This window comes from Henriciella algicola, assembly GCF_003576245.1.
GTDB lineage: Bacteria > Pseudomonadota > Alphaproteobacteria > Caulobacterales > Hyphomonadaceae > Henriciella > Henriciella algicola.
The window spans coordinates 392591-416274 of the sequence record NZ_QWGA01000007.1; the positions used below are offsets into that span (position 1 = coordinate 392591).

At 60.8% G+C, this 23684-nt stretch carries 22 protein-coding genes and 1 tRNA gene; 17 read left to right on the forward strand and 6 right to left on the reverse strand.

Annotated features, from left to right (window positions below; translation table 11 throughout):
* Positions 1-48 precede the first annotated feature (48 nt).
* Positions 49-1500, forward strand: a complete 1452-nt coding sequence (gene rfaE2, locus D1222_RS11635; RefSeq protein WP_119454425.1) for a D-glycero-beta-D-manno-heptose 1-phosphate adenylyltransferase — start codon at positions 49-51, stop codon at positions 1498-1500.
* Here rfaE2 and D1222_RS11640 read toward each other — a convergent pair.
* The 3 genes from D1222_RS11640 to D1222_RS11650 are packed head-to-tail and all read right to left on the reverse strand — an operon-like array spanning position 1497 to position 3785.
* Positions 1497-2405 (reverse strand): DUF3089 domain-containing protein, encoded by a 909-nt coding sequence (locus tag D1222_RS11640; RefSeq protein ID WP_119454426.1) that lies wholly within the window; start codon positions 2403-2405, stop codon positions 1497-1499. The two genes, rfaE2 and D1222_RS11640, sit on opposite strands and share 4 nt — an antisense overlap.
* A gap of 2 nt (positions 2406-2407) precedes the next feature.
* Entirely contained in the window at positions 2408-2785 is a 378-nt protein-coding gene (locus D1222_RS11645) for a DUF6285 domain-containing protein (protein WP_119454427.1), read from the reverse strand.
* Complete coding sequence (locus D1222_RS11650) at positions 2778-3785, reverse strand: phosphotransferase family protein (protein WP_119454428.1); 1008 nt, start codon at positions 3783-3785, stop codon at positions 2778-2780. The genes D1222_RS11645 and D1222_RS11650 overlap by 8 nt, the downstream gene beginning before the upstream one ends.
* 80 nt (positions 3786-3865) lie before the next feature.
* Here D1222_RS11650 and D1222_RS11655 point away from each other — a divergent pair, with 80 nt between their 5' ends.
* On the forward strand, positions 3866-4606 hold the full coding sequence (locus D1222_RS11655; protein WP_119454429.1) for a DUF502 domain-containing protein: 741 nt from the start codon (positions 3866-3868) through the stop codon (positions 4604-4606).
* On the opposite strand, the gene recG is transcribed toward D1222_RS11655, so the two are convergent.
* The gene (recG, locus tag D1222_RS11660) at positions 4556-6622 is read right to left on the reverse strand and encodes an ATP-dependent DNA helicase RecG (protein ID WP_119454430.1); all 2067 of its coding nucleotides are present in this window, start codon (positions 6620-6622) and stop codon (positions 4556-4558) included. The two genes, D1222_RS11655 and recG, sit on opposite strands and share 51 nt — an antisense overlap.
* A 111-nt stretch (positions 6623-6733) precedes the next feature.
* Between recG and D1222_RS11665 the strand changes: the two genes are divergently transcribed.
* The 4 genes from D1222_RS11665 to D1222_RS11680 all read left to right on the forward strand — a co-directional run bounded on the left by D1222_RS11665 (position 6734) and on the right by D1222_RS11680 (position 12410).
* Positions 6734-6994 carry a succinate dehydrogenase assembly factor 2 gene (locus D1222_RS11665; RefSeq protein ID WP_119454431.1) on the forward strand — a complete coding sequence of 87 codons (261 nt, stop codon included), beginning with the start codon at positions 6734-6736 and terminating at the stop codon, positions 6992-6994.
* A gap of 57 nt (positions 6995-7051) precedes the next feature.
* Entirely contained in the window at positions 7052-10498 is a 3447-nt protein-coding gene (gene mfd / locus D1222_RS11670) for a transcription-repair coupling factor (protein WP_119454432.1), read from the forward strand.
* A 112-nt stretch (positions 10499-10610) separates the two neighbouring features.
* The gene (locus tag D1222_RS11675) at positions 10611-11708 is read left to right on the forward strand and encodes a CaiB/BaiF CoA transferase family protein (RefSeq protein WP_119454433.1); all 1098 of its coding nucleotides are present in this window, start codon (positions 10611-10613) and stop codon (positions 11706-11708) included.
* A 327-nt stretch (positions 11709-12035) separates the two neighbouring features.
* On the forward strand, positions 12036-12410 hold the full coding sequence (locus D1222_RS11680; RefSeq protein ID WP_119454434.1) for a helix-turn-helix domain-containing protein: 375 nt from the start codon (positions 12036-12038) through the stop codon (positions 12408-12410).
* 11 nt (positions 12411-12421) lie between these two features.
* Here the strand turns inward: D1222_RS11680 and D1222_RS11685 are convergent, their stop codons facing one another.
* A complete protein-coding gene (locus D1222_RS11685) occupies positions 12422-13375 on the reverse strand; it encodes a LysR family transcriptional regulator (protein WP_119454435.1) in 954 nt (317 codons plus the stop codon).
* Positions 13376-13497: 122 nt separating this feature from the next.
* Between D1222_RS11685 and D1222_RS11690 the strand changes: the two genes are divergently transcribed.
* From D1222_RS11690 to D1222_RS11700, 3 genes are all read left to right on the forward strand, one after another.
* On the forward strand, positions 13498-14076 hold the full coding sequence (locus D1222_RS11690; protein ID WP_147371863.1) for a hypothetical protein: 579 nt from the start codon (positions 13498-13500) through the stop codon (positions 14074-14076).
* On the forward strand, positions 14073-14717 hold the full coding sequence (locus D1222_RS11695) for a GNAT family N-acetyltransferase (protein WP_119454437.1): 645 nt from the start codon (positions 14073-14075) through the stop codon (positions 14715-14717). Before D1222_RS11690 ends, D1222_RS11695 begins: the two co-directional genes overlap by 4 nt.
* 104 nt (positions 14718-14821) lie before the next feature.
* Positions 14822-15205, forward strand: a complete 384-nt coding sequence (locus tag D1222_RS11700; RefSeq protein ID WP_119454438.1) for a hypothetical protein — start codon at positions 14822-14824, stop codon at positions 15203-15205.
* A gap of 440 nt (positions 15206-15645) precedes the next feature.
* On the opposite strand, the gene D1222_RS11705 is transcribed toward D1222_RS11700, so the two are convergent.
* Positions 15646-15735: transfer RNA gene (locus D1222_RS11705), tRNA-Ser, on the reverse strand.
* Positions 15736-15960: 225 nt separating this feature from the next.
* On the opposite strand from D1222_RS11705, the gene D1222_RS15780 reads away from it, so the two are divergent.
* From D1222_RS15780 to mazG, 8 genes are all read left to right on the forward strand, one after another.
* Positions 15961-17064 carry a septal ring lytic transglycosylase RlpA family protein gene (locus D1222_RS15780; RefSeq protein ID WP_233348717.1) on the forward strand — a complete coding sequence of 368 codons (1104 nt, stop codon included), beginning with the start codon at positions 15961-15963 and terminating at the stop codon, positions 17062-17064.
* 168 nt (positions 17065-17232) lie between these two features.
* Entirely contained in the window at positions 17233-18177 is a 945-nt protein-coding gene (locus D1222_RS11715) for an SPOR domain-containing protein (RefSeq protein WP_119454439.1), read from the forward strand.
* Between the two features lie 90 nt (positions 18178-18267).
* Complete coding sequence (locus tag D1222_RS11720) at positions 18268-19425, forward strand: D-alanyl-D-alanine carboxypeptidase family protein (RefSeq protein ID WP_119454440.1); 1158 nt, start codon at positions 18268-18270, stop codon at positions 19423-19425.
* Positions 19422-20045, forward strand: coding sequence for a dTMP kinase (gene tmk / locus D1222_RS11725; RefSeq protein ID WP_119454441.1), 624 nt, complete (start codon positions 19422-19424; stop codon positions 20043-20045). The genes D1222_RS11720 and tmk overlap by 4 nt, the downstream gene beginning before the upstream one ends.
* Entirely contained in the window at positions 20042-20992 is a 951-nt protein-coding gene (locus D1222_RS11730) for a DNA polymerase III subunit delta' (RefSeq protein WP_119454442.1), read from the forward strand. Before tmk ends, D1222_RS11730 begins: the two co-directional genes overlap by 4 nt.
* Positions 20993-21002: 10 nt before the next feature.
* Positions 21003-21776, forward strand: coding sequence for a TatD family hydrolase (locus D1222_RS11735; protein WP_119454443.1), 774 nt, complete (start codon positions 21003-21005; stop codon positions 21774-21776).
* On the forward strand, positions 21773-22585 hold the full coding sequence (locus D1222_RS11740) for an MBL fold metallo-hydrolase (protein WP_119454444.1): 813 nt from the start codon (positions 21773-21775) through the stop codon (positions 22583-22585). The genes D1222_RS11735 and D1222_RS11740 overlap by 4 nt, the downstream gene beginning before the upstream one ends.
* Before the next feature lie 282 nt (positions 22586-22867).
* Positions 22868-23677 (forward strand): nucleoside triphosphate pyrophosphohydrolase, encoded by an 810-nt coding sequence (gene mazG, locus D1222_RS11745; RefSeq protein ID WP_119454445.1) that lies wholly within the window; start codon positions 22868-22870, stop codon positions 23675-23677.
* The last annotated feature ends 7 nt before the right edge of the window (positions 23678-23684 follow it).

Sequence of the window (23684 nt, forward strand, 5' to 3'; positions counted from 1 at the left end):
CAGACAGGACGCGACCGAAAATTAGAAGCTGGCACGGGGTAATGCGGCTTGAGACAGCAGATATCCGAGATTCTGGAAAAAGCTCGCGACAAGCAGATCATCTGCGTCGGGGACCTGATGCTCGACCGGTACGTCTATGGCGGCGTCGGCAGGGTGTCGCCCGAAGCCCCCGTTCCAGTCCTTCGGAAGACCAGTTCAACTGAAGTGCCGGGCGGTGCAGGCAACGTCGCCCGAAACCTCAGCGCGCTTGGTCTGCGCACAGTCATGATCGGCTGCGTCGGCGACGATGACGCTGGAACGCAGCTTACTGACCTTCTTGAAGCCGATCCGCTGATCAGCTGCCAGCTTGTGCGCACCACACACATGGCCACCGTAATCAAGACCCGTTTCATTGCAGGGACGCAGCAACTCCTCCGCGTCGACACCGAAGACGACGGGCCGGACCTCGTGGATGCCTCACTTGAGATCGGCAAACTGGTTGGAGCGGCGACGAAGACAGCCTCGCTGATTATCGTGTCTGATTACGCAAAAGGCGTGATCAATCCGGTCGTCTTTGACGCTTGCATCAAGGCTGCGAAGGCCAATGACATTCCGGTTCTGGTCGATCCGAAATCGAAGGATTTCAGCATCTATGCGGGCGCCAGCCTGATCAAGCCGAATGCGAGCGAACTCGCCGCCGCAAGCGGGCTCCCCACTGCAAGCGACAGCGACGTCGATGCCGCCCTCAGTGCGATGGCAAACCTGCTACCGGACACCCGGCTTGTGGTTACCCGCGCAGGCAAGGGCATGTCCTGGCATGAAAGCAACAGAACCTTCCACATGAAGGGCGAAGCCCGGCAGGTGTTCGACGTGTCCGGCGCGGGTGACACCAGCATGGCCGCGTTGGCCGCCGCGATTGCTGCAGGCGCAGACCTAAAGGACGCCGTCGCCCTCGCCATCGCTGCATCCGGCATCGTGGTTGGCAAGGTCGGTACGGCCACTGTCAGCGCAGAAGAGCTTCACCGCGCACTTTCAGCGGGTGAAGCGCCTGTCTCTGCAGGTCTTCTAGGCCGTTCGGACATTGCTGAACTGGCCGTACGGTGGCGGGCATCCGGCCTGCGTGTCGGCTTCACCAATGGCTGTTTCGATATCCTGCACCCCGGCCACCTCCGGGTCCTGCGCCAGGCCCGCGCACAATGTGACCGCCTGATCGTCGCGATCAATACCGACGCGTCGGTCAAACGCCTCAAAGGCGAGAGCCGGCCTGTAAACACCGAGCAGGACCGCGCTGAGCTTCTCGCAGGCATCGCCTGCGTGGACGCCGTCACCAGCTTCGACGAGGATACGCCCGCCGAACTGATCGATGCAATCCAGCCAGACGTTCTGGTCAAGGGCGGCGACTACAAGCCGGACGAGATCGTCGGCGCCGATACGGTCAAGGCGCGGGGCGGTGAGGTGGTCGTCGTGCCGCTTCTTGAAGGGCGATCGACCACCAGCATCATCGAGCGCTCGCGCAGCTAGTTTCCGCGCTCGCCTGAAATATCACGTTCGGAGTTTGGGCGACGGATCGGGGCGACATCCACGACTTCCTCTGCCGCCCAGGTGTCGAACGGCTCTGCTGGCTTTGGCAGAGTCTCTTCCAGCCAGACCGACAGCGTCTCGGCGCGTGCCTCGACACTCTGCGCCAACGTGCCGTCATAGCTATAGACCAGCCGCGGGCGCGGCAGGCTCGGCAGGAAAAAGCGCCTGACAGGCTTGCTGGCAGTAAGGCTCGTCGAAACCACACACGCTTCAACGGCGCCGCTGCATGCGCCTACCGCCTCAGTCCACTCAGCCACGTCCATATCCGCTGGAAGCATGACACCCCCAAAGCGCTGGCGGAAATCTTCATCAGAGGGCAGGGCGCCAAGCGCGCCTTCCAGTAGAGCTTCGGTCCCGGGCGCAGCCACGATCAGAACGCCGCGCTTGCGGTTATCAGCGGACACGTAACGGGACACGGCTGCTGCAACGTCTCGGGAGGCCAATGCGCTGGCTTCCGTTCGCATCCGCTTCCCTGACGCAGGCGACGGCGCGCGGTAGGACGGCGCGTAAATGACCGCGCTCTCATCAGATGAGAGCCCGGCTTCATCCATGAAGTCGGCATAATCGCCCTTGCTGACAACGCTCGACGCCGGAAGCAGGCCAGCTGGCTGCGGCGTGGTCGGGTAGGGCGCCAGTACGATGATATCGACGCCCCAAGGGCTCGCCCATCCGCCCGGCGGCGTTTCCGCTGGACGCTGAAGCCAGTCTTCTTCAAACGAGTAATCCGGCTCCGCAGCCTCGCGCTCACCCTGACCAAGCCAGGACGCGTAGACTCTATCCTTGAAAGCGACCCAACCGACAGCCAGCGCAGCGATAATGCCAAGCGCGATCAGGATAGGGCGCATATTCAGTCCTCTAGAGCGGTTGCCAGTCCCGAGTATTTCGGTTGATCGACCTTCAACTGCGCAATTGCGGTCTTTTTGAGGTGATCCATCAGCGCCGCCGACGCAACCGTCAGCTCGCCCGAGCGGATCTTGTCGCGAAGTTCCTCATTCAGCGCCTCGCGGGATTTCCCGTCACTGCCGGGCAGCAAGGCTTTGAGACGCTCATACTCTGCCGCGTCATTGCCTTCGCGCGCTTCGAGGTCCCGAAGGATCGTCGCCAGCACGTTGGACGCAACGCGCGCATGGAATGCAGCGCGGCCTTTTAGCTCCGGCATTGCCGAATGATCGACGAAATTCTTTACCGCCTGGACGAGTTCACTGACACTTGGCTGATCATGCATGACGCTGGCCCTCCAGAAGGTTCACAAGGTCCATTTCTGTCTCGGAGACGCGCCGGCCAATGGCGGCACGCTCAACACTGGCATCGGCGCCAGAGCGGAACGTCTCGTACATGCCCATACACATGATGCCCCACTTCATGCTGCCCAGCATGTCCCACCAGTCGATATCGCGCGGCGTGAACTCTGCGCCGCCCGCAGCGGCATAGGCCTCTAGCAGAGGCTCGACATCGCCAAAGCCGCCAAGCCGTTTGTCAGACTGCCCGAAGCGCCAGGAATTGGTGCACATCCAGCCAATGTCCTCACGCGGGTCGCCATAATGGGCGAGTTCCCAGTCCAGAACGGCCGCCAGACCCTGCTCATCCACCATGATATTGCCGAGGCGGAAATCGCCATGCACCAGCATCGGTTCCAGCGGCTTGGGCGCATTTTCTTTCAACCAGACAATCGCAAGGTCGAAGATGGGCCTGCAGACACCGATCTCCTGATAGGTCTGCTCATACTGCTCGACCTGCGCGAGGCCGGTGCTCTCGCGAATACGCGGCACATCAGAGCCATCAATGCGATGAATACCAGCCAGTGCACGGCCACATTGTGCCGGCAGGTTTTCCCGTGCCTTGGCATACTCATCATCGCGCAGGATGCGACGCGCGATCGTCTCCCCTTCGACGCGGGACATGATGAAGCCTTCGCCGACGCCTTCATCCGGCTCCAGCACATGGACGACTTCAGGCACGGCCACGCCGGCATGCTGAGCCTTACGGATCAGCTTTGCTTCGTTCGGCAGGCCAATCGCTCGCGAATCATCGGTCGCTTCCATGCCTTCCGGCGCGCGGCGCAGGATCAGCGTCTCCGGGGCTCCGGTACCATTGAGGGTAAGCAGCCAGGTTTCCTGGCTTGCGCCACCTGACAGCCGGTTGGCAGAGGCCAGCGCTGTCTGCTCGCCATACACGCGTCTAAGGACCGCCTGCAGCCTGCTATCGAATTCTTGTTTCTCACTCATCTTCGCCACAATTAACGGAAATCATATGATCTCCAAGCCATACTCAACGTAAACCCAGACCACTTTTCAGGAGCGCTTTTATGGCGGATAAATCCGGTCACTCTGACAACGGATTGATGGCACCCGAGCCAAAACGGCCCAGTCTGTGGGCATGGCTGCGGGGTAGATTCCTCGCAGGCATGGTCATCGCCGCCCCGATTGCGATCACCTTTTTCGTCCTGCAATTCCTGATCAATTTCATCGACAACAGGGTCAAACCCCTGCTGCCGCCGATCATTCAGCCAGAGACCTATACGAACATAGCGATTCCCGGCTTTGGCGTGATCGTGATGATCGTCGCGCTGACGATACTGGGCGCCATTACCACGAACCTTCTCGGTCGTTCGGTCGTGCGGGGCGCAGACCGGCTTCTCTCCAGCGTGCCAATTGTCCGCAACGTCTATGCCGCCTTCAAACAGCTGATCGAGGTGCTCACCAACAACCAGCAGGCCTCCTATGACCGCGTAGTGATGGTCGAATACCCGAAGGTCGGCTCATGGTGCATCGGCTTCGTATCGTCCAACGCCAAGGGTGAGATCGCGCACCGTCTCGGCGCCGACTTTATCGGTGTCTTCGTTCCAACGACCCCGAACCCGACCTCGGGCTTCCTCATCTATGTGCGAGAATCCGAGTGCATCGAGATGGACATGTCGATCGAGGACGGCGCCAAGATGATTCTGTCGGCTGGTCTCGTCGTGCCCGAGCACGGCGAAGAGACACCAGAGCAGCGCTCACTCCCGCTGGCGGACGATCGGACTGAGAAGCTCCCTGAGGATGCTTAGCGCCTGACCCCGCTCGCTCACCAGGCCGGGGTCGGTTTCAATCGCATAGCGTGCATCCTTGCGGGCAATCTCGATAAGGTCGGCGTCGGTCTGTAGGTCGGCAATCCTGTAATCAACGGCGCCGGACTGGCGTACGCCGAGCACATCGCCGGGGCCGCGCAGCTTGAAGTCCGCCTCGGCAATCGCGAACCCGTCCTCCGTCTCGCGCAGCGTCTCAAGCCGCTTGTGCGCGAGCTCACCGAGGGGAGGGCGGTAGAGCAGGATGCAATAGGATTTGCGCTCACCGCGTCCCACCCGCCCGCGCAGCTGATGCAGCTGTGCAAGGCCAAAGCCTTCGGCCCGCTCGATCACCATAACCGTGGCATCGGGCACATCAACGCCAACCTCAATCACCGTCGTCGCGACAAGCACTTTCGTATCGCCGCGTCTGAACGCTTCCAGAGCTTCATCCTTCTGGTCGCCGCGCAGCCGGCCATGCACGAGGCCGACCTTCTGCCCGAGCCAGTCCTCCAGCGCAGCGGCGCGGGCGACGGCTGAGCTGTCATCTTCATCTGCATCGACGCGCGGACAGACCCAGAAGACACGCTCACCCCGGTCAATCGCCCGTCCGATCGCTTCGACGACGTCCTCGATGCGTGTGTCGGGAATCGCACGCGTCTCGATCGGCTGGCGGCCTGCAGGTTTCTCATCAAGGATCGAAATATCGAGGTCGCCATGCACCGCCTGCGCCAGCGTTCTCGGAATAGGTGTCGCACTCATCACCAGCATATGCGGTGCTGACGCCTTCTCGATGAGGCGCATCCGGTCGGCAACGCCAAAGCGATGCTGTTCATCCACCACGATGAGGCCAAGCTTCCGGAAAGAAACGCTCTCCTGAAACAGAGCCTGCGTCCCGACAGCCACATGGATGCTGCCATCGGCAAGACCCATCAGCGTTGATTCGCGCTTTGGACCTTTCTCACGGCCTGTCAGGATCGCGACCTCATGGCCGAGGGGCGCGAGCAACCCTGCTACTGTCTCATATTGCTGACGCGCCAGCACTTCGGTGGGCGCCATGAAGGTGGCCTGGTAGCCAGCTGACACCGCTTTCAACGCGGCCATGACCGCGACCAGCGTCTTACCCGCGCCGACATCCCCCTGCAGCATCCGCCTCATCGGGTGCGGCCTTGCAACATCATCTGCGATCTCGCGGATCGCCCGCCTCTGCGCGGATGTCAGCTTGTAGGGCAGACGCGCCGACAGCGCATTCAACGCATCATTCGGCCCCTCAAGCGGCGGCGCAGTCCTGCGGGCGCGGCTTTCGCGTGCAAAGGCAAAGATGATCTCACGTGCCAGGGCTTCGTCATAGGACAGGCGCCGGCGTGCCAGTTCGAACGCGTCAGGGTCGAAAGCGTCAGGCGTATGCAGACCGGCCAGCGCCGCCTTGAAACCCGGCCAGTGCTGCGCGGCGACGAGATCACTGCCCAGCCATTCCGGCAAATCGTCCGGAACGAGGTCCAGCGCCGCGATCATCGCTGAATGCACACGTTTGTTCGTCAGTCCGGCCGTCAGCCGATAGATTGGCTCTACGGGCGGCGGCGGCTCACCCCGCGCCGGGTCCACGACATGGTCTGGATGCGACATCTGCCGTTCACGCTGAAACTCACTGACGAGGCCAGACACGATCCGCTCCTTGCCAACCGGGAACTGTCCCTGAAGCCAGCGCGGGTCAGCACGAAAATAGGTCAGCGTCAGAAAACCGCTGCCATCGAAGAGCTGGATGCGGTGCGGTGCCCGGTCAGAATAGGGTGCCTTGTACGACATGACTTCGCCGCGAACCGTTGAGACTTCGCCAGCAACCAATTCTTGAAAGCTGTCGCGCACCCGGCGGTCCAGCCATTTTTCCGGCAGGTGCAGCAGAAGATCCCAGACCGTATCGCCGTCTATAAGCCGTTCGAAGACCGGCTTCAGCTTGGGACCAATCCCCGGAAGCTTGTCGACGGGCTGGAACAGGGGAAAGAGTCGTTCATCACGCATGGGTCAGCTGACAATATCGAAAGCGTCGCAGGCTTCAATTGAAGAGGTCGGTGGGCAATCGCTCAAGCTTCACCTATGTGACGGTTTCACGCTCAAACAGAGGTATCTCTCGTGGAAGAACGTAAACGCAAACTCCAGTTCCGCGCGTCGCGCCGCGGCTTCCGGGAAATGGACCTGATCATGGGCCAGTTCGCCCAGCAAAAGATCGACGCCATGTCCGAGACCGAACTTGATGAGTTCGAACGCCTGCTCGCCACGCCAGACTGGGAAGTCTACGCCTGGATTATTGGCAACAAACCTGTGCCGCCAAATTATGCAGGGCCTGTGCTGGACCAGTTGCTCGGCTTTAGATACGACGCGCGCGCTCTCTAAAAACACGGCGAACGCGCTGAAGGCGCGCTCCTGTCTGTCCCGCCAGGTGATCGACCAATGCCCAGCCCTTCGCGCCTCACCAGCCTGTCTGCGCCGACGAACGTCTCAGGCGCGCCCTTCGGGCTGGACATCAAAGCCTTTCAGGACACCCTTCTGAACAAGGGCGGCATCGCGCTCTATGTCGCGCGGGACGACAAGACTGCGGCGACTGCCCTTAAGCTCGCCGAATTCTTCCACCCGACGATGGACCGCGTCCTTCTGCCAGGCTGGGACATGCTTCCTTATGACCGGGTCAGCCCGAGCGCCGCTGTGGCATCCCAGCGCTGCGCCGCGCTCGCGCGCATTGCGCAGCAACGCGAAGGCAGCAAGCCGCTTCTGGTCATCACGACGGGCTCATCCCTGATCCAGCGCCTGCCACCGCGCGAAACAATGCGCGCGGCCAGCTTTTCCATGAGTGTCGGCGAAGAGCTCGCAGAGGACGCGCTCACTGACTACCTGTCCGTCAACGGCTACATCCGCTCCTCTACGGTGAGTGAGCGGGGCGAGTACGCCATTCGCGGCGGCATCATCGATATCTATCCGCCGACCAGCGATGAACCGATCCGGCTCGACCTGTTCGGTGATACGCTGGACCAGCTGAAAGCCTTCAATCCGGAAACCCAGATTTCGACGCGCGAGCTGCCATCAATCACGCTTGCACCCGTCTCGGAGATTCTCTTCTCCAGCGACACGCTCAGCCTGTTTCGTGAGAAATATCTCGATGCCTTCGGCGCGCCAGGCGGCGACACGATGTATGAGGCCGCGCGGGCCCAGATCAGGCGGCAGGGTCTCGAAAACTGGCTCCCGCTCTTCCACGACCATCTCGACAGCCTGTTCGATTATATCGGCAACGACGCCCTGATCGGCTTTGGCTATCTGGCGGGCGAGGCCTCAAGTGAGCGCCGCTCACAGGCCGAGGACTATCACGCCGCCCGGCTCGAAGCGGCCACCGAGGACCGCCCATCGCGCGTCCTTCCGCCAGACGCACTCTATCTGAGCAATCGAGAGCTCGACGAAGAGCTTTCCGCACGTGGCATCGCCCGCTTCTCTGCCGCAGGCGCCGAAACTGGCATCGACCTCGGCGGTAAGCACGGCCGCGACTTCGCACCGGAACGCGCACAGCCAGAGACGAACGTCTTCAAATCGGCCGCCGCCCATGCGCGGGCGCTGCGCGAGAAAGGCCTGACCGTTATCTTCGGGGCGTGGACGTCCGGCTCTGCCGATCGGCTCGTCAATGTCATGGACGATCACGGGCTCGGCGCACTGCCGCGAGTCTATTCGATGGAAGCGGCGGTCACGGCTGGCCTCAGCATCTGCGAACTGCCGCTGGAGCAGGGGATCGAGACCGATTCCCTCGCCATCATCTCAGAGCCCGACGTGCTCGGTGACCGGCTCGCAGCCCCTCGTCGCAAACGCAAGGCCGCGAACTTCATTTCCGAAGCCGCATCCCTCAATACAGGCGACCTCGTCGTGCACGTCGATCATGGTGTCGGTCGCTATGCCGGCCTCAAGACGCTGGAACTGACCGGCGCGCCGCATGACTGTCTGGAGCTCGAATATTCCGGCGGCGACAAGATCTACCTGCCGGTCGAGAACGTCGACCTCATCAGTCGCTATGGCAGCGATGACGCCGAAAGCGCCGTTGATAAACTCGGCGGCGTCGGCTGGCAGACCCGCAAGGCGAAAGCCAAGAAGCGCATCCTCGAAATGGCAGCAGAGCTGCTGGAGATCGCCGCCGCGCGCGAACTCAAGAAGGCCGAACCAACGACGACAGGGCAGGGGCTCTATGAAGAGTTCGCCGCCCGCTTCCCTTACGAAGAGACAGACGACCAGCTCAACGCCATCGAGGACACACTCGAAGACCTCGCCAGCGGCAAGCCGATGGACCGCCTGGTCTGCGGCGATGTCGGCTTCGGCAAGACGGAAGTTGCCCTTCGCGCCGCCTTCGTGGCCGCAATGAGCGGTATGCAGGTCGCCGTCATCGCCCCGACCACGCTGCTCGCGCGCCAGCACTTCAAATCCTTCGCCGAACGCTTCGCCAACTGGCCGGTCAAAGTCCGCCACCTGTCGCGCATGGTGACACAGAAGGAAGCGAACGACGCCCGCGACGGCCTAACCAGCGGCGATGTCGATATCGTCGTCGGTACCCACGCACTCCTGTCAAAGTCGATCGAGTTCAAGCGCCTCGGCCTGCTCATCGTCGACGAGGAGCAACGCTTTGGCGTGAAGCACAAGGAACGCCTGAAAGAGCTGAAATCGGACGTCCACGTCCTGACGCTGTCGGCAACGCCGATTCCGCGCACCCTGCAGATGGCGCTCACCGGCATTCGCGACCTTTCCATCATCGCGACCCCGCCCGTCGACCGCCTGTCAGTGCGGACCTATGTCGCCGAGTTCGATACTGTCACGATCCGGGAGGCGCTGCTGCGCGAGAAGTATCGCGGCGGTCAGGCCTTCTTCGTCGCCCCACGCATCTCTGACCTCGATTTCCTCGAAACCTTCATGCGCGACAACGTGCCTGAGGTGAGCTTCATCGTCGCCCACGGGCAGATGCCACCGACAGAGCTCGAAGACATAATGACCGCCTTTTATGAGGGCGAGTATGACGTGCTCCTCTCGACCACAATCGTGGAAAGCGGGCTCGACATTCCGCGCGCCAACACGCTTGTCATCTATCGCTCCGACATGTTCGGCCTGGCGCAGCTCTACCAGCTTCGTGGACGCGTCGGTCGCTCCAAGCTTCGTGCCTATGCCTACCTCACCACGCCGCGTGAGCATGTGATGACGCCGGGCGCTGAGCGCCGCCTTCGCATCCTGCAATCGCTCGACAGCCTTGGCGCAGGCTTCCAGCTTGCGAGCCACGACCTCGACATGCGCGGCTCCGGCAACCTCCTCGGCGACCAGCAGTCCGGCCACGTCAAGGAAGTCGGCGTCGAGCTTTACCAGTCCATGCTGGAAGACGCGGTCAACGCCCTCAAATCCGGCAGCGACCTCGAAGAAGAAGTCGCAGATGACTGGTCGCCGCAGATCAATCTCGGCGTCGCGGTTCTCATCCCGGAAGACTATGTCGAGGACCTTGGCGTCCGCCTCGGCCTCTACCGCCGCTTGGCTGAGATCGACACCGATGAAGGCCGCGAGCGTTTCGCCGCCGAGCTTATCGACCGGTTCGGCCCACTCCCCGAAGAGACCAAACAGCTTCTCGACATCACCGCCATCAAGGCAGCCTGTAAGAAGCTTGGCATCGGCAAACTCGATTCCGGCCCGAAAGGCATCGTCATGGCCTTCCGCGAAGACACGCCCGTGGAGCCGCGCGAGCTGATGACCATCGTCCAGTCGCGCCCGAATTCCATGAAGCTTCGCCCGGATGGCAAGCTGGTCGTCACCCGCGCGCCGGACGAGAAGGAAAAGCGCATCCAGCTCATCCGCAATCTGCTTCGTGAACTCAGCGCCCTGACACCCGCCTGACCGCCCCTTCGCCGCTGCAGACCAGCGACCGGTGCGACGCGACGGCAAGTCTTGGCAGCCAGACCCGCTCTTATATGGTCTCGCCATTGCGAAATCAGGGAGGAGCGAGGCGATGGCCAGCGGACCACTTACAGGCATCAGGATTGTTGAATTTCAGGGCATTGGGCCGGGGCCGTTCTGCGGCATGCTCCTGTCAGACCTTGGCGCAGACGTCGTGCGCATCGACAGGGCAGGCAAGGGCGGGCGCGCTGCCACGCCAGCCAATGTCGAATCACGTGGTCGCCGCTCCATCGCGCTCGACCTCAAGAACCCGGACGATGTCGAAACCGCGCTCAAGCTGATCGAAAAGGCTGATGGCCTGATCGAAGGCTTCCGCCCGGGCGTCATGGAACGCCTTGGCCTTGGCCCGGATGTCGTCCTCGCGCGCAACCCGAAGCTTGCCTATGGCCGGATGACCGGCTGGGGTCAGTTCGGCCCGCTGTCACAGGCTGCCGGCCACGACCTCAACTATATCGCGCTCACCGGCGCACTCGGCGCCATGGGCCGCAAGGGTGAGCGTCCATACCCGCCGCTCAACCTCATTGGCGACTATGGCGGCGGCGCGCTCTATCTCGCCTTCGGTCTTCTGGCGGCAATCCTCAACGCCCGCGGCGGCGGTGAGGGGCAGGTGATCGACGTTGCCATGACAGACGGCGCGGCATCCCTGACCTCCATGTTCTTCGGCATGCGCGCCATGGGTGTCTGGAGCGATGAGCGTGAGGACAACATGCTCGATGGCGGTGCGCACTTCTACGACACCTATGAGACCAAGGATGGCGGCTATGTCGCCATCGGGTCGATCGAGCCGCAATTCTATGCGCTCCTGCTGGAGAAAGCCGGCCTCACCGACCCAGACTTCCAGCGCCAGATGGACCGGTCCAAATGGCCAGAGCTCAAAGCCAAGATCATCGACGTCTTCAAGACCAAGACCCGTGATGAGTGGTGCGAGATCATGGAAGGCACCGATGTCTGCTTCGCCCCGGTCCTCTCCATGACCGAAGCGCCAGAGCATCCGCACAACAAGGAACGCCAGACCTTCGTCAACTATGAAGGCGTGACCCAGCCGGCCCCAGCGCCGCGCTTCTCCAAGACGCCAGGCGAAATCCAGCGGCCTCCCGCCAGCCCGGGTGCCCACACAGACGAGATTCTGAGTGACTGGAAGATCGGCTGATCACTGAAAGCGGCAGCTGAACGCCGCACAACAAACCGTGCGTGAAGGTGTTCAGCCAGGCTTTGCTATCCATAGGTCGTCGGCCGCAGAGATGGGAGAAACAATCTCCTGACGCTTTGCCCGCCGGCGTCCTTCTTGCTTGAACTGGGCTGCCACTCGGCAGCCCTTTTTTTTGCAATTCTATATTATTGAAAACTTTCTCTAAACTCTCAGCTATATTTGTGTTTCATATTTTTTATGAACGTCCCGATTGATGTAACGGATAAAGCTAGGCGATAACCTATATCAATAACTGCCAGCTAGAGTTGCAATTCACGAGGGGTTCCGATGAGCACAGTTTTGACCGCTTCGCCGCGCAAGGTGAGTGATGCCGATCGCGGTATTGGGCAACTCGTACGTCAGGCGCGTCGCCGCGTCGGCATGACGCTAGACGATCTCGCCAAGCAGCTTGGCCTGTCATATCAACAGGTTCACAAGTATGAGAACGGCACCAACCGTATCAGCGCTGGCACACTCGCAGCGATTGCCAACCTGCTCGCAGTGCCGATCGACCATCTGTTCCCGGACGAGGTCCTGCTTGGAAATGCTGATGGCGGCGACAGTGAAATCGACCGGATGCGCGCTGAGGTCAGCCGCGTCACACGAACGATTGATGACCCCAAAAAGCTTGAGGCGATTATCACAATTCTCAAGACGTTCTGAAGTATAGAGACCTATCGGTCTCGCCTTGCATACTTGTCGAACTGGTTGGGATGCACAAACGTGTCCTGAAACCAGGGCGATTTCTCATTTGAGAACTGTTTTCGCGTCCAGTCGATGAACTGGCGTCCATGCGACAGGCGCTGCATGCGCGGCGTATAAGTCAGCCAGAACTGGATCGGTGCGACCTCCTGAAGGTCCAGCGCTACCAGTCGCGGGTCGAGTTCGACGACATATGAGGGCATCACCGCGATTCCCCCGCCAGCTGCGCATATCTCGCGCAGGACCGTGCCCGAATTCGTCTGTAGCTTGAACCGAATCGCCTTCTTCAGGTCCACCGCCCGGCTGGACCAGTTTTCGATCTGGTAGGAGTAGGCGTCGTGGATCAGCACGTCATGCCCCTGCAGGTCATAAAGACTGGCCGGTGCCGTGCGACCGTCAAGGTAATCCATCGTCGCAAAGAACATATAGTGCAGCACACCAAGCCGGATGGAGAGGATATCTCTCTGACGCGGCTCGCTGAATGTTATGCTGAGATCGGCGTCACCGGCGGCGAGATCTGCATCGCGATCGGCAATCTGGAAATCGAGGTCGACGCCCGGCCGTTCGTCCTGAAATTGCGGGATAAGACGCGCAAGCCAGTGCGAGGCAACGCCGTCCTGCCCTGAAAACCGAAGGCTGCCGGTTCCTTCGAGATCGAGGTCACTCACCGTATTGATGATATCATTGGCGCTATCGCTCATGGCGCGTGTGCGCCTCTGAACCTCTCGTCCCGCCTCGGTCAGCTCCACGCCCTTCGTCGTGCGGTTGAACAGCCCGCAGCCGAGCATTTTCTCGAGCTCGTCGATTTTCCGGCTGACGGTAGGGGTCGATTCGCCGAGACGTTTGCCTGCTGCAGTCAGGCTTTTCAGCTCAGCGACAACTCCAAAAACGCGCAGCTTGTCCCAATCGAGGGATGTCTTCTTCATTCAAATGCCTTCCGGACCAAGGGCGACGCCCATGCCCTGACCCCGAATTGGAAAAAAGTAAATTGCACAACTTGACAACCCTTGCGCGAAAAACGAAGAATCTCGCGTAAAGGGAGTTTTTTATGACCATTCACCGCACAGTTGTATCACAAGCCGCCCGACCTTACTGCAATTCCTCACCCGATCTGGTGGCACACATCATGGGAAAGTACGCGCTACGGCGTGCAAGACCAACCGAAGTCGTTGAGACCCTGAAGCTTGGCGAAACGCTGGTCGGCGGCGCATTGGCCCGCCCGGAAGTCGTCGCCACCGTCGATGCGATCACGCAGATGACGATCTGGAACACCGGCGATCCGATCGCTGGTATCTTTCTGGTGGTGCCCGTCACAGAAGAGGGCAGGGCGGCTGTCGAGAATGGCAGTTTCAACCCGGCAGACCCGGCCATCCGCCACATTGCACCGGCCAATACGCCAATCTTCGGCGTCTATTGCGGCATCTATGCTGGGGCCACGCGCGAGGCGCGAAAATCGGTCCTCATGGCCGCAGGTGATTTGCGGCTCAATGCCTTCGCCCCCGTACCAACCTATGCCCGCGGCGCCACCGAAGATGGGGCCCGATCGATGCTGACACTCGGCTATCGGCCGCTGCAGGGCGGCCTGAAAGACCTTTTCGTTTCTGATCCCGTGAGCGCCGACCAATGACGACGCCCCTCGCTTATCCGGCGACAGGCTGCAAGGCCCTGCGCCGTCCGCCCACACCTGACAGTTTTCGCGCCCTGCGTGTGCGCCCGGTCCAGTCGCTCGACGACCTCCAGCGCGTTTTCGCGATCCGCGCCGCCGTCTTCATGGCTGAACAGCGCTGCCCCTATGATGAGGAGTATGACGGCAATGACCTTGCCGCACTCCACCTCATCGCCTTCATCGGCCGCGAACCCGTTGGCACACTGCGCCTCAGATGGTTTGCTGACTTCGGCAAGATCGAGCGCGTCTGCATCCTGCCCTCCATGCGGGGAAGGCACATTGAACGCATCCTGCTGGCCCACGCGATCGAAATTGCCGCCCGCAAGGGTTACCGCCTGATGATCGGCCAGATCCAGGCACGTCTCTGGCCTCTCTGGTCGCGCGTTCTCCATTGCGAATTGCAGGAAGGACGCGAGAGCTTCAGCTTTTCGGACTTCGACTATCTCGAGATTGACATCCCGGTCCCACGCCACCCAACCCCGCTCACCGCCGGAAGCGACCCGTTCATTCTCATCCGCCCGGAAGGAGACTGGGACCAGCGCGGCATCCTCGAAGAATCCGCAGAACGCTCGACCGGTGAGGATCGAGAGGAGGCGGCCTGATCCCAAGCCGCCTGCACTCCCCGAACACCGTCACTGCACCGTCAGAAACACCCTGCCTGCACCAGAGATTCCGACAGCTGAGGGGCACAGGGTAGATTAGTCCCATGATCGCCCGTGACTGGATCCTCGACGTTTTGGCAGAGCTGGAGCTCTGGTACTGGCCCGTCTTCCTCTGGGAGCTGTACTGGCTCAACCGTTACCTCATAGCGAGACGCGCAGAACACCGCTCTGGCCTTGTTGGCTACTCGGTCTGCAAGAAAGGCCGCATCTATATCACGCTACAAGCCTTCGCGGACAAACCAGCCCCGAATGACTGGACAGCGGTCGCGTCGCGCGAGCCTTGGAAACGGCTGCCTCTTAATACCTCTGAGTTCTGGCAGGACCTGAATGGCGCTAAAATTCAAAGACCCGCCCGTCTGACAGCACGCAGATTAGCTGAAGTTTTAAGCACCACCGCGCATTCACCCCTTCAAATCATCCCACCCTAGCCACAACCATCAACCCAAGCTCCGCATGGTTAGCGAAGTCGAACCACGCGGCCACGATCAGCCCCACCAACCCAAAAACCCACCTCCCGAAGATACCTGCGAAGGCAGGTATCCAGAGTGCAGCCTCCAATCAGACGCGCTGCCTCATCGTGTCCCTCATGGACACCTGCCTGCGCAGGTGTCTGCGGATGCTAGTACCGCAGCCCGACAGGGCCTGCGGCCGCACGCGCTTCCTCATCCTGAGCCTGTCGAAGGATGGAGAAGAAAATCACTGAAAGAAGACCCGAAGCCTCCCGAGACCCCGGCCTGCGCCGGGATGAGCGGAATGAGTGAAAAGCAGCCCTGAGCCCGATCCATCGCGAAGCGGGGATCAAACCGAAGCGCGCCACTCATGTGACGAGCGAAGCGAGGAAGCGGAGTGAAAAAAAAGAAGGCTAGTCTGGCGGAGGGACGGGGATTCGAACCCCGGGAACGCTTGCACGCTCGCTAGTTTTCAAGACTAGTGCATTCAACCACTCTGCCATCCCTCCGCGTGGGGCGCTGTCTCTGACATTATGCGCGCAAATGCAATAGCAGTGCTGAACCTCATTTCCGCCTTAATCTGAGGCGACCTCACTGCTCAGGATCCCAATCAAAGAAACCCTTTGTTTGGAATTTGCACCGTAATTTGAACCACTGGGGAGGCTAGGTTGGCTGTTGCTTGCGCAGGCAGGTTTCGGCCAGAGCTCAACCCGCGCATCAAACGAGGTCCCAGAGTGACATCGATTCCTGTGTCAGCCCGCTTCCTGACGAGTGCTATCGCGCTGTGCCTAATATCACTGCCGGCGTCAGCAGACACCGTAGATTTTGATATTTCGCGGCCGGGCAGTGGACTGAACTATTCAGCGCCGCTCCTCAATCCGGCAAATGCCAGAACGTCATTCGTCGCCGCCAAGGAAAGTGGAAAAGCGTCCTGGTATGGCCGCGCGTTCAATGGCCGCCCGACGGCGAGCGGTGAGATATTTGATGCCGCGCAGCTGACAGCCGCTCATCCAAGCCTGCCACTGCCGAGCCTCGTAAAGGTCACGAACCAGTCAAACGGCCGGGAGATCGTCGTCCGCGTCAATGATCGCGGGCCCTTCACGGGCGGCCGCATCATCGATCTTTCGCGCCGGGCCGCTGAAACACTCGGCATGCTGGAGCAGGGGGTTGCCACAGTAACGCTGGACTATCTGGGCCCAGCGCCTTCAAAGCAAAACGTCCAGTACGACACGACCAATCAGTACGCCGTAAACGCTCAGGCCGAATCCTGGCCTGAGCCGGAGAGCAGGGGGCCACAACCGACCCTTTATGACGACACGCTTCTCGGCGGTGTAGAGCCTTCGCTCGGCGTGCCTGACCCGGGCAAGTCCGTTCCGACGCCAGCGCAGCTCGGCAATCCGGCACCGGTTGCACAGCCAGTCGCACCGCCAGTCGCCGCGCCAGTTGCCTCTCACGCGACGCCGCCGGTCAGCGCCGCGCCTGATCAATTTGCCAGCTATCAGCCAGGCCCGGATGATCTGCGCCCGGTTGCGGCAAGTGATCTTGCTCCCATCCCCGCGGCTCCTGAATCACCTCCTGCGCAACCAGTTGTTCCAGCTGCCGCGAGCGGTCCGCAGCTTTACGTGCAGGTTGGCTCATTTACGCGCATCAATAATGCCCAGGACGTCTCCCAACTTCTCGCATCCAGCTTCCAGATCGACATCGAAGCGGTCCGGATCAACAATGCCGACTATTTCCGCGTTTTTGCAGGCCCTTTCGCCACACGTGAAGCGGGCGAGCGGGCGCGCCAGAATTTGAAATCGCTGGGGCTCGGCGAAGGCTTCATCGTCAGCCGATAGAGCAGGGCGATTTCGTAATCAAAACCCTACCGCAAAAGGCCAGAAGTTTCAGTTAGCCTTCAAGAGATCTGTACCTTGTTGGGCTAGCGTCCCCTTATGACCGAATAAATCGGTCCGTGCGTCGGCAGAAAGTCGGACACGAAAACATGACTTCAGAATGAGGTTGCCATGGCTTTCAACGCCCATGCTGGGCTGCGCGCGCTCGCAGCGACGACACTGCTAGCTTCCATGTTACCGCTATCGGCTCATGCCGGTCCGAGAGATGCCGCGCCGATCGACTTCGTTCGCCTCACTTCGATTGAGCAGGCGAGGCCCGTGCCGATAACAGCCAGAGCCGGAACAGCGAGGCCGCGACTGAACCCGAAAGCTGTTCAGGACACATGGCGCGGACCGGTGACTCATACCGGCTCAGGCACATTGCCCCAGGTGCGCCGCAAGATCGAATTCGCCTATCCCGGAAGCGTTCGAACCCCGGTATCCCTAAGCCCGCCGATCAGTGCGCCTTCACCTGACCTTGGCGGCGCGACCATGAACGAGGTCGCGATTTCCTCCGCGCTTTCCCGCTCTGGAGAGCGGATGGTCGCCGGCCATCCAAGCTTGCCGCTTAACAGCCTCGCTCATGTCCGCAATCCACAGAACAACGCCGAACTCGTTGTCTATATTACGAGCCGCACATCAGCGCGGCGTGAAGAGACACTGACGCTTTCCCCCGATGCCGCCGAACTCCTTGGTATATCGAGGCCCTTTGGCGCTCAGGTCATGGTCGAGAACCTCGGCCCCGGCGCTCCAGTTCGCGCAGAATCCGACCGAGAGCCTCAAGTCCTGCAAGCCAGCTTCGAACCTGAAGCCCCAGTTGAACGCCAGGCCGCTCCGCCTCCCACATCAGGCTCGCTTTTCGTTCAGGTTGGCTCGTTCACAGAGCGCAGCAAGGCCAGTGACGTTGCAGGCCGCATCGGCGGCGGACTATCGAGCGAGTTGCAGGCGGCGAATGTGAGAGGCCAGACCTATCACAGGGTCATGGTCGGCCCGTTCCAGTCGCGCGATGCGGCGGACAGAGCCCGCGCCAGCCTGCGCCAGCTTGGCTTCCGGGACGGCTTCGTCACGTCTGGCTGATACAGCCTCCTGCATTGACCCGGGTTCCAAAACGCCGTCTGTGGTCTAGGTTATCGCTTCACCGCGTTACCTATTCCCGGAGACCCGAAAATGCTTCGCCCGAACCTGCTTGCCGCCCTCTCTGTCCTCGCAGCCGCGGCGCTGCCGGCATCTGCCCAGTATATCGACACTGAAGCAGAATACGCCGTCATCATGGACTATGAGACCGGCGACATCCTGTTCTCCAAGCGCGGCTCTGAGGCCATGATCCCGGCCTCGATGACCAAGATCATGACGGCGCACGTGGTCTATGACGCCATTGAGCGCGGCGAGATCTCGCTCGACGACGAACTGGTGGTCAGCGAGCGGGCATGGCGCGAAGGTGGCTGGGCCACGGGCGGTTCGACCATGGGCCTCAAGATCGGCGAAACGCCAACGGTCGAGGAACTCCTGCGCGGCGTGATCGTGCTATCGGGCAATGATGCGTGCATTGTTCTCGCCGAAGGGCTCGCGGGCTCTGAAGAGGCATTCGCGGACCGGATGACCGACCTTGCGCATGAGCTTGGACTGGATTCGGCCAATTTCGAGAATGCCAGCGGCCTCCCGGCAGACGGACACGTCATCTCTGCTGCAGACCTCGCCAAACTGGCAGCCCTCGAAATCCGGAAATACCCGCAATACTACAAATACTATTCCGAGCTGGAGATGAGCTGGAACGGCATCACCCAGGGCAACCGCAATCCGCTCCTCTATTCGATGGACGGCGCCGACGGCCTCAAGACCGGCCACCTCGAAGTCTCGGGCTATGGCCTCACCGCCTCTGCTGAACGAGACGGCCAGAGAATGATCATGGTGCTGAACGGTCTTCCAAGCTCGCAGGCCCGCGCTGAAGAGTCAGAGCGCCTCATGCGTCTTGCCTTCACCGCTTTTGATACGCGCACTGTCGAACCTTCAGAAGAGGCCTTTGCCGAACTTCCAGTCTGGAACGGCGAAGCCAGCACTGTCGGCGTCCGCCTGGAGCAGCCACTTCGCGTTGCGGGCCATAAGCGCGCCTTTGACGAAGCGTCGACGGAGATCGTCTATGATGGTCCGCTCTCAGCACCGATCGAAGAGGGCCAGCAGGTCGCCACGCTGGTTATCACCATGGAAGGGCGCGACGAACCTGTCACGGCGCCCTTGATTGCGACGTCGTCTGTTGAGAAGCTCGGCTTCATGGGCAAGGCAGTTGCCGGGCTCAGCCTCAAAATGGGAGCAGGCGGTGACCAATGAGCCGTCGCGGGCGGTTCATAACGATTGAGGGCGGCGAAGGAACCGGCAAGTCTACGCTGATCGCAGGCCTGGAAACGCATTTCCTAGAAAGCGGCCAGCCGGTCACTGTCACACGGGAGCCGGGCGGCACTCCGCTTGCGGAGACATTGCGCGGCCTTGTTCTGTCACCCCCATCCGACACGCGCTGGAGCGCTATGAGCGAAGCCTTGCTGGTTTATGCCGCGCGGCGCGACCATCTCGAAAAGCTGATCCAACCGGCGCTCGCAGGAGGTCAGAACGTCATCTGCGACCGGTTCGCTGACTCTACGCGTGTCTACCAACGGCTCGGCGGTCTGGCACCGGCGGTCATCGAAATGCTGGACGACCTTGTCGTGGGAGAGCTGCAGCCTGACCTGACACTCGTCCTGGATGGCCCCGTTGAAGAGCTGATGGCCCGGCGCAAGGCGCGCGGCGGGTCAGACGTCTTCGAGGCCATGCCGCTCGATTTCCACAAGGACGTCCGGCAGGGCTTTCTCGATCTAGCCGCAGCTCATCCAGACCGCTGCAAGGTCATCGACGCCACACAGCCGGAAGCCGCAGTTCTCTCCGACGCGCTCAAAGCGATTGAAGACGCCTCATGAGCGGAGAGATCGCGCTCCCAATGTTCGGCCACAAGGCCGCGCAGGACAAATTCCTGAAGGCCATGGATGGTGGACGCCTTCACCACGCCTGGATCATTGAAGGGCCGTCAGGTATCGGCAAGGCACGTTTTGCGCTTCGTCTGGCTGCGATGCTTCTTGGCGCCAAACCGGCTGATGAAGGTGACAGGGCCGGTGCGGCGACATCTGACCCCGTCATGCAGAAAGTGCTCTCATCCGGACATCCGGACTTGAAGCACGTCCAGCGTGCGGTCGGCGACAATGGCAAGCTGAAGCAGGACATCGCGGTCGACCAGATCCGCGAGCTCAACCAGTTCTTTTCCCTGAAGCCGGCGCTCGGGGGCTGGCGCATCGGCATTCTCGATTCCCTCGATGAGATGAATGCCAATGGCCGCAATGCGCTGCTGAAGACACTGGAAGAGCCACCGCCACGCGCGATGCTGTTCCTGATCTCTCACGCGACAGTGCCCGTGCTTGCGACGATCCGGTCACGCTGTCAGTCGCTTCGGCTGACCAGTCTTTCCAAGGAGGAGACGCTGCAGGCTTTGCAGGCTCAGGAAGTTGAATCGCCGCAGCAGGTCGCGGACCTCGTGGCCGGCCGGCCGGGGCGCGCAGAGGCGTTGACCGGCCCCAAAGTGCTGGCAGCCTCACACGCCGCACGAAGCTTTCTCAAAGCCCTGCCAAAGCCTGCCGACGCCGTCCTCTCGACGACGATACAGGCAGCAGCCGAGGACGAGGCCGCTTTCGGCGTGTTTGCTGAAGAGCTGATGAGCTGGGTCAGCGAAAAGGCTGAGGCATCGCCAGCCTGGGCGGATATCTGGTTCCAGCTCCACAATATTGTCGCCTCACAGCGCAATCTGCACATGACACCCGTTCAGGCCGCATCAAAGCTCGTCTCGACCCTTCAAACCGGCACCGGGAAGGTCTAAGTCGCAGCCTATGTTCGACACGCATGTAAACCTGCACGCCGAGGCGTTTAAGGCGGACCGCGAAGAGGTACTCGCACGCGCCCGGGAAACTGGCATTCGCCGTTTCCTCGCGATTTGCGATCGGTTCGACAACTATCCGGCCGTGAAGGCGATCGCAGACGCGAATGACGACATCTGGAACACGGTTGGCGTCCATCCGCATCACGCCAAGGACTTTCAGGATCTCACCGTCGAAGACCTGATCCGCGCGGCAGGGGACCCGTTCACGGTCGCCATCGGTGAGACGGGCCTCGATTTCCACTATGGCTATTCGGCAAAGGCTGAGCAGATCGCGAACTTCCGGCGCCACATCGCAGCAGCACGCGAAACCGGACTGCCCCTGGTAGTCCATACGCGCGAGGCAGACAGCCTGACGGCCGATATTCTGGAAGACGAATACAAGAACGGACCGTTCGGCATCCTTCTTCATTGCTATACGGGCGGCCAGGAGCTCGCGGACCGCGGTCTGGCGCTCGGTGCCTATTTTTCAGTGTCCGGCATCCTGTCCTTTAAGAATGCGAAGGATGTTCGCGCCGTCATCTCCACCATTCCGCTAGAGCGCATTATTCTTGAGACGGACTGTCCGTATCTCGCGCCTGTGCCTTATCGCGGGCGCCGCAATGAACCTGCCTATCTGCCATATGTTGCTGACGCTCTGGCGGCACTTCACGACAAGTCGCGCGAAGAAATAACTTCAATATGCGAAGATAACGCATTGACTTTATTCAATAAAGTAGATATATGAACAGAACCGGGCGCTTCACATTTCTCGGAACAGGTTCCTCCGGCGGCGTACCGCGCGTCGGGAATGACTGGGGCGCATGTGACCCGAATGAGCCGCGCAACAGACGCAGACGTTGCTGCGTTCTCGTCGATGCAGGTCCGTTGGATACACCTGACAAGTGCACACGCATCCTGATCGACTCATCTCCAGAGCTACGCGACCAATTGCTTGATGCGGAGGTCCGTCACCTGGATGCTCTGGTCTACACGCATGACCATGCAGACCAATCCCATGGCATTGACGACGTTCGGGCGCTGGCACTGCGTATGCGCAAGCGCGTGCCGACCTATCTCGATGCGCGCACCGCTGAGACGCTGACAAAGCGCTTCGGCTATTGTTTCGAGGGGCATGGCGGCTATCCGCCCATTCTCGACCGCCAGGACGATATCGTTCCGCTAGAGCCGTTCAGTATCGACGGAGAAGGGGGGCCGGTAACGCTCCTGCCAGTTGAACAGATGCACGGACGGATCATGAGCCTCGGCTTCCGCATCGGGAACCTCGCTTACTGCAACGACCTGCACGATTTCCCGCCTGAGAGCCTCGAAGCGATCGCTGGCGTCGATATTCTGATCCTCGACGCGTTACGCTACACCGAACATCCGAGCCACGCACATCTGGACCGCGCGCTCGGCTGGATTGACGAGCTTGCGCCGAAGAAAGCCTGGCTCACAAACCTGCATATCGATCTTGATTATCAGACGCTCTGTAATGAGCTGCCCGCGCACGTGCGGCCTGCCTATGACGGCCTCTCCGTCGATTTCGAGCTCTGACCGCATCTCATTATTTCCCATAATATTGATTATGCGATTTTTGTTATGAGCGGCGCGGCCACATCCCCGGCCAGTTTTATCTCCGGCTCAAGCGATGTATTTAGCGACGCTCACACTAGCGCCACCAGCGTCTCACGCAGCTACGATTGACGCGTGCGGCGCAGCGCCGTCTCATACAGAAACCGCCCTATCGGGCTTTGAACCGACTGGTACGACTGGGCCAGTTAACGTCTCGGATGTTCGTACGAACCGCCAATCATCAAACCGGAGCGCCAGCTTTTCATGACAAAACCCTCCGATAGCGAGTTTGAACGCCTCAAATCCATCATGCAGCAATTGCGCAATCCTGATGGCGGCTGCCCCTGGGATCTGGAGCAAACTTTTGAGACAATCGCGCCTTATACGATCGAGGAAGCTTATGAAGTCGCCGATGCGATCGAGCGTGAGGATTTCACTGATCTGAAAGACGAACTCGGCGACCTTCTTCTACAGGTCGTTTTCCACAGCCAGATCGCTCAGGATTCCGGTCTTTTTGACGTCGAGGACGTCGCCCGTAGCATCAATGACAAGATGGTCCGGCGCCACCCGCATGTCTTCGGAGATGCCGAGGAACGCGACGCCGATACGCAGACCGAAGCCTGGGAAGCCATCAAGGCGCGCGAACGCGCCGCCAAGGGCGCCGTCACCGAAGACACGTCCGCACTTGCTGGCGTCGCGAAGGCACTTCCTGCGCTCATGCGCGCCGAGAAGATCCAGAAGCGCGCCGCCCGCACGGGTTTTGACTGGACCGAGCCGCGCGACATCCTGATGAAGCTTGATGAGGAATGCGACGAAGTTCGCGAAGCTATTGATAGCGGCGACCTGGACGCTATCGAGGACGAAATCGGCGACCTTCTCTTCGTGGCAGCCAATCTCGCGCGGCGCTTCAAGCTTGACCCGGAAATTGCGCTTCGCCGCTCCAACGCCAAGTTCGAGCGCCGGTTTCGCGCGATGGAGCAGCTGGCGTCCGATCAGGGCAAGACATTCAGCGAGCTGTCGCTCGATGATCAGGGTGCGCTCTGGGACGACGTCAAACGCCTTGAGAAAGGCTGAGCCGAGG